13 protein-coding genes and 1 pseudogene are annotated in these 12,728 nt (G+C 36.4%); 8 read left to right on the forward strand and 6 right to left on the reverse strand.

Annotated elements, in window-relative coordinates; genetic code table 11:
- Positions 1–106 precede the first annotated feature (106 nt).
- The 5 genes from M3183_RS07505 to M3183_RS07525 all read left to right on the forward strand — a co-directional run bounded on the left by M3183_RS07505 (position 107) and on the right by M3183_RS07525 (position 4,484).
- Positions 107–667 carry a GNAT family N-acetyltransferase gene (locus tag M3183_RS07505; protein WP_251468123.1) on the forward strand — a complete coding sequence of 187 codons (561 nt, stop codon included), beginning with the start codon at positions 107–109 and terminating at the stop codon, positions 665–667.
- A gap of 147 nt (positions 668–814) precedes the next feature.
- Entirely contained in the window at positions 815–2,122 is a 1,308-nt protein-coding gene (locus M3183_RS07510) for a hemolysin family protein (RefSeq protein WP_251468214.1), read from the forward strand.
- Positions 2,123–2,361: 239 nt separating this feature from the next.
- Positions 2,362–2,763, forward strand: coding sequence for a MerR family transcriptional regulator (locus tag M3183_RS07515; RefSeq protein WP_311315354.1), 402 nt, complete (start codon positions 2,362–2,364; stop codon positions 2,761–2,763).
- A 60-nt stretch (positions 2,764–2,823) separates the two neighbouring features.
- Complete coding sequence (locus tag M3183_RS07520) at positions 2,824–4,179, forward strand: hemolysin family protein (protein WP_251468128.1); 1,356 nt, start codon at positions 2,824–2,826, stop codon at positions 4,177–4,179.
- 119 nt (positions 4,180–4,298) lie between these two features.
- Positions 4,299–4,484, forward strand: coding sequence for a hypothetical protein (locus M3183_RS07525; protein WP_251468130.1), 186 nt, complete (start codon positions 4,299–4,301; stop codon positions 4,482–4,484).
- 41 nt (positions 4,485–4,525) lie between these two features.
- Here M3183_RS07525 and M3183_RS07530 read toward each other — a convergent pair whose 3' ends face one another.
- A complete protein-coding gene (locus M3183_RS07530; RefSeq protein ID WP_251468131.1) occupies positions 4,526–4,822 on the reverse strand; it encodes a hypothetical protein in 297 nt (98 codons plus the stop codon).
- 85 nt (positions 4,823–4,907) lie between these two features.
- On the reverse strand, positions 4,908–5,165 hold the full coding sequence (locus M3183_RS07535; RefSeq protein WP_251468133.1) for a CGCGG family putative rSAM-modified RiPP protein: 258 nt from the start codon (positions 5,163–5,165) through the stop codon (positions 4,908–4,910).
- A 280-nt stretch (positions 5,166–5,445) separates the two neighbouring features.
- Here M3183_RS07535 and M3183_RS07540 point away from each other — a divergent pair, with 280 nt between their 5' ends.
- On the forward strand, positions 5,446–6,702 hold the full coding sequence (locus M3183_RS07540) for a DUF445 domain-containing protein (RefSeq protein ID WP_251468135.1): 1,257 nt from the start codon (positions 5,446–5,448) through the stop codon (positions 6,700–6,702).
- Positions 6,703–6,919: 217 nt separating this feature from the next.
- On the opposite strand, the gene M3183_RS07545 is transcribed toward M3183_RS07540, so the two are convergent.
- Positions 6,920–7,411, reverse strand: coding sequence for a PTS sugar transporter subunit IIA (locus M3183_RS07545; RefSeq protein ID WP_251468138.1), 492 nt, complete (start codon positions 7,409–7,411; stop codon positions 6,920–6,922).
- Positions 7,412–7,495: 84 nt separating this feature from the next.
- A pseudogene (locus M3183_RS07550) lies at positions 7,496–7,732 on the reverse strand (family 4 glycosyl hydrolase); the annotation flags it as partial.
- 375 nt (positions 7,733–8,107) lie between these two features.
- Here M3183_RS07550 and M3183_RS07555 point away from each other — a divergent pair.
- Positions 8,108–8,413, forward strand: coding sequence for a YciI family protein (locus tag M3183_RS07555; RefSeq protein ID WP_251468139.1), 306 nt, complete (start codon positions 8,108–8,110; stop codon positions 8,411–8,413).
- 94 nt (positions 8,414–8,507) lie between these two features.
- Here the strand turns inward: M3183_RS07555 and ald are convergent, their stop codons facing one another.
- Together ald and M3183_RS07565 are read right to left on the reverse strand one after the other, a co-directional pair.
- A complete protein-coding gene (gene ald / locus M3183_RS07560) occupies positions 8,508–9,644 on the reverse strand; it encodes an alanine dehydrogenase (RefSeq protein WP_251468141.1) in 1,137 nt (378 codons plus the stop codon).
- 129 nt (positions 9,645–9,773) lie between these two features.
- Complete coding sequence (locus M3183_RS07565) at positions 9,774–11,012, reverse strand: PucR family transcriptional regulator (RefSeq protein WP_251468143.1); 1,239 nt, start codon at positions 11,010–11,012, stop codon at positions 9,774–9,776.
- 317 nt (positions 11,013–11,329) lie between these two features.
- On the opposite strand from M3183_RS07565, the gene M3183_RS07570 reads away from it, so the two are divergent.
- Complete coding sequence (locus M3183_RS07570) at positions 11,330–12,724, forward strand: amino acid permease (protein WP_251468145.1); 1,395 nt, start codon at positions 11,330–11,332, stop codon at positions 12,722–12,724.
- Positions 12,725–12,728 lie beyond the last annotated feature (4 nt).

A 12,728-nucleotide genomic window follows, 5' to 3' on the forward strand; every position in this document is an offset into this window, starting at 1 on the left:
TACAACTGAACTTAAGTGAATACAAGAAAAACTTGAATATTTTTAAAAAAAGCACCTATCCCTTTCTTTCTCATATGATGTAGTAAAAATTTTAGGAGTATAGCCCATGTTTACATTAAAGGTTGATCATGAAATTGAATTGCAATTACTGCAGCGGCATCATGCCATGAGACTCTTTCAACTGGTCGAATCCAACCGGACACATTTGCGCGAATGGCTGCCATGGGTAGACAGCATGCAGTCCCCTTTTGACTTTGATCATTTGATACCCGTATGGCTTAATCAATTTGCCGAGAATAGTGCCTATAATTTAGGAATTCTCTATAAGGGAGAATTAGTCGGAACAATTGGGATTCACCAAATCGACTGGTACAATAAAGCGGCAAGCATCGGCTATTTCCTAGCAAAAAATGCTGAAGGAAATGGAATTATTACCCGTTCTGTAAAGGCTGTATTAAATTATGCTTACTTTGATTTAGGTTTGAACAGAATGGAAATCCGCTGTGGAGTAAAAAACACAAAAAGCCGTGCAATCCCTGAACGCTTAAACTTTGTAAGGGAAGGCACTATTAGAGATGGAGAACTCTTAAACGGATTTTACCATGATATCATCATTTACAGCATGCTTGCACGTGAATGGAATGGCATGCACCGTGTACTAAAGTAATTCTTATCGTCAGCCTTATGGCTGCTTTTTTATTTGCTAAACAAAAGTTTTTTTGAAATAATAACTAAGATAAGGAAATCGGATTAAACTAATATTACTTAGTAATTTTGTAAGTGAGGTGGCATGCCTTACGATGTAAGGCGACCGATGATTTGGATAGATGTCATAATTATTGCATTACTAATTGCATTTACCGCCTTTTTTGTAGCGTCGGAATTTGCAATTGTAAGGGTGCGTACAACAAGAATAGACCAACTAGTATCTGAAGGAAATAAAAAAGCTGAGGCAGCTAAAAAAGTGATTACCAATATGGATGGTTATCTGTCTGCCACCCAGGTTGGCATTACAGTGACATCCCTTATTCTGGGGTGGCGGGGTGAATCCACCGTCCGCGAACTTTTAAATCCAATTTTCCATTGGATTCCAATCCCTTTATCAGTTAAGCAGGTTATTTCTTTTATCTTAGCATTCGCCATCATTACCTTTTTCAATGTCGTCATTGGTGAACTGGCCCCTAAAACCTTTGCCATTCAAAAGGCAGAGCAAATTATTCTGCAATTTGCCAAACCGCTTATTTGGTTTTACCGGGTTATGTTTCCATTCATTTGGATTCTTAATCACTCCGCACGTTTGGTTACAGGGCTATTCGGAATTAAACCAGCTTCAGAAAACGATATTGTGATGTCTGAAGAAGAATTAAGATTAATTCTTTCTCAAAGCTATGAAAGCGGAGAAATTAACCAATCTGAATACAGTTATATGAATAATATCTTTGAATTTGATGACCGTATGGCGAAGGAAATCATGGTACCAAGAACAGAGGTCGTTACCATTTCAAAAGATGCAACATTAGATGAAATTATTGAAACGGTAAAAAACGAAAAATATACCCGTTACCCTGTTATTGATGGGGACAAGGACAATATTTTAGGAATCGTTAATATGAAGGAAGTATTAACGGATTGCATTCGACAAAAATGTATGGGAGAACAGCCTTTAAGTAATTACATTAACCCTGTGATTCATGTAATAGAAACCATTCCCATAAAAGAATTATTAGTCAAGCTCCAAAAGAACCGTTCCCATATGGCCATATTATCTGACGAATATGGGGGGACTGCAGGGATTGTTACTGTTGAGGATATTCTAGAAGAAATTGTCGGAGAAATTCGTGATGAATTTGATGTTGATGAACTGCCGCTAATTCGTAAAGTTGGGGATGATCACTTCATTCTTGACGGGAAAGTTTTAATTAGTGAAACAAATGACCTGTTAGGAACGACACTGGAAGAAGATGATGTAGATACCATCGGAGGCTGGTTTTTAACGCAAAAGTTTGACGTCCAGAAAGGCGATTCAATTGAAAGAGATGGATATGTTTTTCAAATAACAGAAATCGAAGGCCATCATATACTATATATAGATGTAAAAAAAACATTAGTGTCTCCTGAATAAGGAGGCATTTTCTTTATATTGAATCCCCTATATTTGAATGTACAAAATACATCTGTTTCCCCTCCATCGTACTTGCAGGAGTTTTTTTAAAAAATAGTTTCATATTTATGACAATTTGCCCATAAAATAAAAGATAATCATGCATACACTAACCAGAACGTTTGACTGTACGGTTTATTTCTTTTATAATTATTTTTAATTTACATTTATCGAGGTGGTAAGATGGGGCTGTCTATCGTATTGGAGAACTAGCAGAACGCGCAATGGTTTCGAAACGAACCATTGACTACTACACGTCTATTGGCCTGCTTAAGGCAGATCGTTCAAAGTCCAATTACCGCATCTACACTGATGAATCATTACATGATTTAAAATTTATCGAAGAATGCAAGAATCTGCATTTTCCATTAGACGAGATTAAAAGAAAACTAGAAATGAGGAAAGCAGGCAATATCTGCTCCTCAGAGGTTGATAAACATGTAAGTGCTGTTACACAGCAAATGAAGCAGCTGTATAGTGATTTATTTGATTTATTTCCTATTTTGGATCATTTAGATGATGGGCAGAAAGAACAGTTAAACAATAATTTAAGTTTACTAAGGTCTGCATTAAAGAAATCTTTAGTCAAGGTTTCTACTTAATTTTTTAAAAAACCGGGAGGTGACACCTTAGTCATCGTTAAAAACGGACTAAGGGCTTATTTGGACATATTTAACTTGGTTTTAATAGCCATTTTAATTGTGTTAACTGCTTTTTTTGTAACTTCGGAATTTGCGATTGTCAAAATTAGAAGTTCGAGAATTGATCAGTTAATCGAGGAAGGAAATTCGAAGGCAGTTTCCGCAAAAAAGGTCATTTCTAACCTGGATGAATACTTGTCGGCATGTCAGCTGGGAATAACCATTACTGCTTTAGGGCTGGGCTGGATTGGAGAATCGACCATCGAGCACCTGCTTGGGCCGTTGTTTCGCGGGATAAGTATTCCAGACAATGCTGCGACTGTGTTATCCGTTTCAATTGCCTTTGCAGCGATTACCTTTTTACATGTCGTTGTCGGGGAACTCGCGCCGAAAACACTGGCTATTCAAAAAGCCGAATGGATTACCCTTCATTTATCAAGACCGCTGATTCTATTTTATAAGGTCATGTACCCTTTTATTTGGGTGTTAAATGGTTCAGCAAGGGTTGTGTCCCGCTTGTTTGGATTAAAACCAGTTTCGGAAAATGAAATTGCCCATACGGAAGAAGAACTTCGAATTATCCTGTCTGAAAGCTATAAAAGTGGCGAAATTAACCAATCTGAGTTTAAGTATGTAAATAAAATATTTGATTTTGATGATCGAATCGCCAAAGAAATTATGGTCCCAAGAACAGAAATTGTTTCATTATCAAAAGATGACACGCTTGATACACTGCTTAAGGTCATCCGCGATGAAAAATTTACTCGTTACCCAATTATTGATGGGGATAAGGACCATATTATCGGGCTTATTAATATAAAGGAAGTCATGACAGATTTAATCGGAAATGATAAATCAACTTCACTGACACTTGAAAATTATACCCGCCCGATTATCAGGGTGATTGAGACAATTCCAATTCATGACTTGCTTGTAAAGATGCAAAAAGACAGACTTCATATGGCGGTTTTGATGGATGAATATGGCGGTACTTCTGGACTTGTAACCGTTGAAGATATCCTTGAGGAAATCGTCGGCGAGATTCGCGATGAATTCGATATGGATGAAATTCCTGAAGTCCGTAAGATAAAAGATCATCACTACATCATTGACTCAAAAGTACTCGTTACTGAAGTAAATGATTTATTAGGAATTGATATAGATGATGAAGATGTGGATACGATTGGCGGCTGGATTTTAACCGAAAATTATGAAGCCAAAGAAGGCGACATTATTCAACATGACTCTTATGAGTTTAAAATCATTGAAATGGAAGAACATCATTTAAAATATATTGAGGTTACAAAAATAGCAAATGAAGGCGAAGAATCTGCCCTGCAGCATATAACCATGCCAAAATCAGAGGTACTCTCTTAATGTGAACAACCACACCAAAAAAATCTTGGTGTGGTTGTTTTTATGGGCGAAAAACAGGCCAAAAAGACCATTCCTCCCCACCCTTTGTCCGCATATTATGCTAAAAAGGAGGGATGAAAATGAATCATGTGGCTGTGTTGTTTTTAGCTTGTATTTTGGCAGGATTCGCCTTAGTCAAAATGCCGGCCATTTCATTTTTAGCTAGTTTGTCATCATTCTTTCATGTCGTCGGAGCACTGGCCATTCTTGTCTTTGCCTTAGCTTTATTATATCTAGGCGTCAAAGCACTATTTAAACAGTTTTGAACCCTAGACTAAAAGAAGACCAGGCTTAAGCTTGGTCTTCTTTATTTGTCTTTTAACATTAATATGTCTTCTTCTGCTTTGGCAATTTTGACCAAATGGGAATCAAGACGACGGCTAATATGATGAATATCACTTTTATGAGTTTCTTCAATTCGCTCCAATGATTCTTTAATATCAGACAGATCAATTTGATTCACGGTAACTCGATGTTCAATACTATCCATTTTTTCTAGTCTAGACAATCTATTTTCGATATTTTCTAATGTCTCATTAAACGCAGCAATGAGGCTTTTTATATCATTAACATTTTCAGTAAGCCTTTTAAACTCTCGCTCCATAGGTCAAAACTCCTTTTTTCCTGCATAAATTATTAGTTTCTATGATTAAAACAACAATCAGCCACCAAGATACCTTAAAATATCATTATTGTTTCCAAACTCTCAAGACATACCCGCCGCATCCACATTGGTCAATAAATTTGCCCCTAACCTTCTCCGGAAAAAGCGTTTCTATCAACGGCAGTAAATAGTCCTCAGGGTTTCCAAAAGCCTGGGCAGTAACTAAATTCACATAACAGCCAGGGGCAGTTTCTTCCACTGCTGTTAAAGCATCCTTAATAATTAGATCAATATCATTCTCATATTCATCATGTTCTAAATCCTTTGTCCAATCCTTATCCATATAATCCCCACCATATTATTTACTACTTATATTAAATCTCATATTGCCAAAATGAGAATTGATTTAGTTCACACTTTTATCGTAATAAATTTGAACATTTTTTTACATTTGCATTTTTTCATCCTGTTTTTTGTTCAAAGAGCCGCGAAGAGAGATATTTTTTACACCCATCCCTTTTTTTCAGCCATTCTGTTTGTATATTAGACCTTTTTTCGTTATATTAATTCTTGACCTAACATTTAATATTTAATTGTATTATCGACAAATAAGGAGTTTTGAAATGGAAAAACCGAAGAAAAATTCACGGCATTTAGCAACCCTTTCTCTCGCTGTAATGGCTGCCGGGTTTATCATAACCATACCTTTAGAGCCATCCCTTTGGAAAACAATTCTTCAGGGCGGCTTTGAAGCTGGTTTAGTCGGCGGACTGGCGGATTGGTTTGCTGTAACAGCCTTATTCAGGCATCCGCTTGGGGTCCCAATTCCGCATACAGCGCTATTGCCTAAAAATCGCGAGAAAATCACCTCTAAAATTATTTCAATGCTGGAAAATGATTGGCTGACAAAGGAAAGTATCCGTGCTAAAATCAATTCCTTTCAAATAACTGAAAAATTATTGGCGATTGTCGAGAAAGAAATTCACACAGAAGCTGTTAAAAAAAATAGCATTCATATCATTCACTATTTCTTAAACACTATCGATGTTAAAAAAATAGCACCCATAATTGAAAAAGAACTAAAAGAACGGCTGTACGAAGTCGAAATTAGAAACTATCTCCCTAAGCTGATTGACCAAATTTCGCTTCGAAATTATGATGAAAAAACGCTTGATTATATACTGAAAGAAGTGGATGAATGGGCTAAAAAAGACAGTACCAAATATCGACTTGGCGGAATGGCTGTCGATATGATTGAAAACATTAAGGCCGATGGGTTTATGCAGCTGGCCCTGCGGTCATTCAGCAGTCTTGTGAATGAAGAAAAACTGGGGAATATCATTCAAAACCTTATTATCAAAGGTGTTGACAGCTTCCGTGACCCGTATAATCAAAATCGCCAGACATTGTTGAGTCATATCCATCAAAAGCTTGAAAGCCTTAAAACCGATGAAAAGGTTTATGAGGAATTGGAACGTTTTCGGTCGCAACTGATTGAAAGCTGGCAGCCAGAAGAGAAAATTATTGAGTTGTTAACGGAGATTCAACAAAAGGCACTGAATTTCACATCCACCCCTTCTTTTTATGAAGAATATGTCCTTCCGTTTATGACCAATAGTCTCGACAAGTTTAAAGCTGATGATGAGAAAATAAACCTTTTCGAGGCATGGTTAAAGAAACATATTGAAGAATTTATTAATCAGCATCATTCAAAAATTGGAAAACTTGTAAAAGAGAACTTAGACAAATTAGATACAAAGACACTGACACATATGATTGAAACAAATGTAGGAAAAGATTTGCAGTGGATTCGTGTAAATGGTGCTGTTTGCGGCTTTTTAATCGGCCTTATTCTTGTTGGTATCAAAGCTTTATTTTAAGCATAAGAAACGCACGATGATAAGTCCATTTTTTAAGTGTGGAAAGGATATAGGGTCCTAATTTGGCCGGACTGCCATGTTTGTCATCGGGCTAATTATTTTAAAAAACTGACATGAAATTAATCCATGTGAGTATAAGAAGCGAAAGAGGATAAATCTCCTTTCGCTTCTTATATAATTTATTCTATTATCAATAATCCAGCTAATTCGGCCGTTACTATTTCAGTTTCGCCTGTAACAATATTGATTCTCCACGTGTTACAGATGTATCTTTCGTTTTTGTTAAAGACTCCACTATATCAAAGTTAGTGATTACAACCGGTGAGATAATACTTTCTGCTTTATCCTTGACCAAATCCAAGTCAAAGGTCACCAGCTTGTCACCAGCTTTTACCGTATCTCCTTGTATGACATGGCCTTGAAACCCTTCTCCCTCCATTGCTACGGTTTCCATACCGATATGAATTAAAATTTCCAGGCCATCCTTATTGCGAATTCCAACGGCATGATTGGTTGGAAATATTTGTACAATCTCTCCATCTATTGGAGCGACTACTACTCCTTCTGCTGGCTCAACCGCAATTCCATCTCCAATCATTTTCTGATTGAACACTTGATCTGGAACATCTTCTATTTTGACCACTTTTCCGGTAATCGGAGAAACAAGGGTAACCGATGTTTCTTTTTTTCCAAAAAACTTTTTAAACATGCATTTTTCCTCCCATCCATTATATTTGCAGGAAAAGGCAAAAATGCTCTAAGCTTTATTGCCTTTTCACAAGTTTTCTATTCATTAGTTTAATTCAGGCAAGTAATCTTTATTAGCTTCAATTAAATCGTCCAAAATCTCTTTTGCTGCTTTTGCACTTGGTACTGTTTTCGATAGTGTTAAAGCCTGCCATGATTTTCCTCCAATAAACGCTTGCACCACTAATTTTTCAAACGTTACCTGCTGGTACATTCATGCTCTTTGGAACTCGGGAATCTTACCTTTTCTTAATAGTTCAGAACTATTACTGCCGACAATACATGAACTGGAATCAATATTTTGATTATATCGGAGTAGAAATTTTACTACAAACCATCTATTTAAATGGAAATCACTTCCTTATATTAGCAGATCCCCCTTTTTTTCTACAGAAATATTCAATAATTTATTGGCTTAAGCATTTAGAAAACTTCTGTTGTATCCAAATCAAACTATTTCCATGCCTTACATTTTAATAGTTACAAAGAAAACACTATAATAAACGATAAAGGGTGCTGTTATTATGGATTTACAATGTAAAAGGAAAAATGCGTAATTACATAATCACATGCGGCCAAAGGGAATTAGGATAGCCATTGCCTAGGCCCTTCCTGCTGAAGGAGTAAAATGTCACAATGATCAAAGGAGTGATGGACAATGCAATACATAGTTACGGCATATGATGGCACTGATGAAAAAGCGATTGAGAGAAGATTGACGGTAAGAGAAGAACATTTAAAATCCGTGGAAAAGAGATTTGAGGAAGGTCATCATTTGTATGGGGCAGCCATACTTAGTGATGAAGGTAAGATGATAGGATCGATGATGGTGGTGGATTATTCCTCAAGAGAAGAGCTGGATAATTGGCTGAAGGTTGAACCTTATGTAACGGGAGATGTGTGGAGAAAAATCGACATACAGCCCTGCAAGGTAGCATCTGCTTTTATGGAGCTTTATAAATAAAGGATTCACCAAATCTATAATATTGTCTTGAATTGACTAAATAAGTGAAGACGCTCAAATTTGAATGAGCGTCTTCTTCTTTCTATATTCAAACTTATTTAACTGCAGAAAGCTCTTTTCCAAGTGCATCTTCAACTGGTACATATTTATATCCAAGATCTTTTGCAACTGCTTCAAAAGTAACTTCTCCAGCTGCTACGTTGACGCCGAGTCTCAAAGCAGGGTTATCAGAAATGGCTTTGAATACGCCTTTATTAGCAATTTGAAGTGCAAATGGAACAGTTACATTTGTTAAAGCCATTGTTGATGTTCTAGCAACAGCACCAGGCATATTAGCTACAGCATAGTGGACAACATCGTGTTTTACAAAAGTTGGATTGTCGTGGGTAGTCGGCCCTTCGATTGTCGCAACAGAACCACCTTGGTCGATAGCAGGGTCAACAATTACTGAACCTGGTTTCATCGATTTCACCATTTCTTCTGTAATTAGTTTTGGAGCTTTTGATCCAGGAATTAATACAGCACCAATTACTAGATCTGCTTCTTGTACGGCTTTTGCGATATTATATGGACTTGACATTAATGTTTGGATGGAGTTTCCAAAAATATCATCTAATTGAGCAAGACGGTTTGCATTAATATCAAGAATCGTTACTTGAGCACCTAGTCCGATAGCCATTTTAGCTGCGTTTGTACCTACATTGCCGCCGCCAACGATAGCTACTTTACCACGTTCAACCCCTGGTACGCCTGCTAAAAGGATTCCTTTTCCGCCTTGAGTTTTTTGCAGATAATGAGCACCAATTTGTGATGCCATACGGCCTGCTACTTCACTCATAGGTGCAAGCAATGGTAAAGTACGTCCAACTTGTACTGTTTCATATGCAACACCAATTACACCATTTTCAACTAGTGCTTTTGTAAGTTCTGGCTCATTTGCAAGGTGTAAATAAGTAAATAATATTAAACCTTCACGGAAATATTTATATTCACTGGAGAGAGGTTCTTTAACCTTCATAATCATATCTGCTCTTGCCCAGACATTCTCTGCACCTTCAACAATTTCGGCACCTACGCTTGCATATTCCTCGTCAGGGAAACCGCTTCCATTTCCTGCCCCAGATTCAATTAAGACAGTATGTCCTGCTTTTTCTAAAGAAACAACCCCTGCCGGCGTTAATGCAACACGATTTTCATTGTTTTTAATCTCTTTTGGTACACCGATAATCATTTTTTATTTCCTCCCCATTAATCAAAAATGTTTTTTTGCTATGGCTAAAGTATAAAATGTTTACCGGTGAATTTCTTTGTTCAGAATGGAGAAAGATTTTTTAAACCTTTGTAGATTTTCACAAAAGGTTCATATTTTATGATATTTTTCCAGCCTTAAATCAATATATAGCGTAATTTTTTGATTTGGATTTTTAAAATCAACTTCTCCTAATTCTGCAATTCTTTTTAAACGATAATTTAATGTATTGGCATGTACATTTAATGCTTTTGCTGCATCATTAATATTGGTGTCTTTGCTAAGAAATACATCAAGGGTTTCAACTAAATTGCTATTATGCTTTTGGTCATATTCACGAAGTACTTTCAAGGTGTAATTCTCATAATGATTGGCTTTTCGTTTTTGTAAAAGTACATCAAAGAACTGGTAAATCCCCAGATTTTGATAGGTGAAAATATTCTTGGTTTCATTAGGAAATTGATTTTTAATCAACAATACCTCCAGTGTTTCATCATAGGCATGTGTTACATAGGAGTAATCTTCATAATGATTGGTAAACACAGGTGTAATGTCTTTAACCCCATATCGTTCCTTCATTTTATGAATAAAAAATTCGCTAAACTGGGTAAGTTCTTGAATTGTATTCTTCATATTATCGGCAGAAGCAAGCAAAATAAATTGATTGCAGTCAACCGTATAAAGCATAATTTTTAATCGCTGATTTGTTTTTAATAAATAAGTGAGGTGTTGTTCCTCTTTAGCTGAAATATTTTCCTTAAACTGAAAAACAAGCAAAGCATAAGAAGCGGCCGGTGTAATTTTCAAGGAATGAAAATGATTGATAATTTCCTCATTATTTTTTAAATGCCCCGTCAAAAGTTTCCAAAAGAATTCCTGAAATCGCTCTTCTTTCTTATTTTTTCTTGTTTGAAGCTGTAATAATTTATTTTTTGCAGACTCAGCGGCCTTCTTTAAAAGAACAAATTCATCCTTCGTTAACGTTTTATCAATCTCCAATGCCCAAATAAATCCTAATACCTCTTCCTGTTTCCAAATGGAAATGGCAACCCGGTGTCCCAGTCCGATTTCATTCATATCTTTGACTCGAATCGGCTCTTTTGAGGACAGCAAAGCAGGAATGGTCCCCTCTTTCCATAATTGATTAATCACCTTTTCAGGTACTCTGCGGCCAATGATTGTAGAAATTCGAGCAGGATCTGTTCGTTCATCATGTGTACTATAGGCCAATAGGCGATGACTGGCATCCTCAATTGTAACAGGGCATTCCAACACCTGGCTGATTCTATCGGCTAATTCGTCCAAACTATCAAATTCTATTTTAAAAGGATCATTTACACCTTTATACAATTTTTTTACCTCCATCTATACAAATGAGAACTATTAACATTCACCCTTTGTTTAATTTTACAAAAAAAACGGATAATTTTCATTAAATTTTCCAAACATTTTATATTTAAAAATATTGTATTATAATGTTAAAATGTTACTAGAAACATCTATATGAATTACCTTGTGTATTGAAAGCGTTGTCAGATTATAATTAAAAATTGGAAGGTGGGAAATGAAGGATATTAAGTCATGTTTTTTAAAATATTAATACTATCTCAATAAAGGATAAAATGTTGATTTATTAACATTTTACGATAGTCAGGGAGAGTGAATTTATGGATCAAAATAACACAGAACTTAAACGCGGACTGGAAGAAAGACATATTACATTAATGTCCTTAGGAGCTTGTATTGGAGTCGGATTATTCCTTGGGTCTGCATCTGCCATTAAAATGGCGGGGCCGGGGATTTTGTTTGCTTATGCAATTAGCGGATTGATTATCTTTTTTATCTTGAGAGCTCTTGGGGAAATGGGAATCCAGAAACCTGTTGCCGGATCCTTCAGTACGTATGCAAGAGATTTTTTGGGACCGCTCGCAGGATATCTTACAGGCTGGAATTATTGGTTCTTGTGGATTGTGACATGTATGGCGGAAATCACGGCTATCGGAATCTACATGGAATATTGGTTCCCTGGTGCACCTAGATGGATTTGGGCATTAGCAGCTCTGGTCATTATGACAGTAGTAAACGGCATTGCCGTTAAGGCTTATGGGGAATTGGAGTTTTGGTTTGCTCTTATAAAAATTGTGACAATTATTGCCATGATTATTGTTGGTGCTGCAATGATTTTCTTCGGTTTAGGAAATGGCGGGGTTGCCACTGGCATCAGTAATCTTTGGAATCACGGTGGATTATTCCCGAATGGATTCAAAGGTGTCCTATTTTCCATGCAAATGGTTATGTATGCTTATTTAGGAATTGAAATGATTGGGGTAACTGCCGGAGAAGTAAAGAATCCGGAAAAATCATTGTCGAAGGCTATTGATACGGTATTTTGGCGTATTTTAATCTTTTACGTAGGTGCCCTGTTCGTCATCATGTCCATCTATCCATGGAATGAAATAGGGACAAGTGGAAGTCCTTTTGTTCTTACTTTTGAAAAAGTTGGGATTAGAGGTGCAGCCGGTATTATTAACTTTGTCGTCTTAACAGCTGCCCTATCTTCATGTAACAGTGGAATATTCAGTACGGCCCGTATGTTATTTGACCTGGCTAACCATAATGAAGCACCGAAAAAATTTGGAAAAATAACAAAAAAAGGTGTTCCAGGGGTTGCAGTTATTGCTTCTGCAGCGGCTTTATTAATTGGTGTTGTTCTAAATTACATTGTTCCTGCAAAGGTATTTGCATGGGTAACAAGTATTGCAACTTTTTCTGCTATTTGGACATGGGTAATCATCCTTCTGTCACAACTTCGCTACCGGAAGACGTTAAAACAGGATGAAGTGAAAAAATTAAAATATAAAATGCCATTATTCCCGTTTACGAATTATCTTTCATTAGCTTTCCTAGCCGTGGTCATTGTTCTAATGGCATCTAGTGCGGATACAAGAATTGCGTTAATTGTAGGACCGATTTGGCTGATTCTTTTAATTGCCTTTTATTATGGTAAAGGCCTTCATAAAAGAGATCATGGACAAGTTATTTCTAATAAACAAGTTAGCTAAAAAT

Source organism: Neobacillus mesonae, assembly GCF_023715155.1.
Classification (GTDB): domain Bacteria; phylum Bacillota; class Bacilli; order Bacillales; family Cytobacillaceae; genus Neobacillus; species Neobacillus mesonae_A.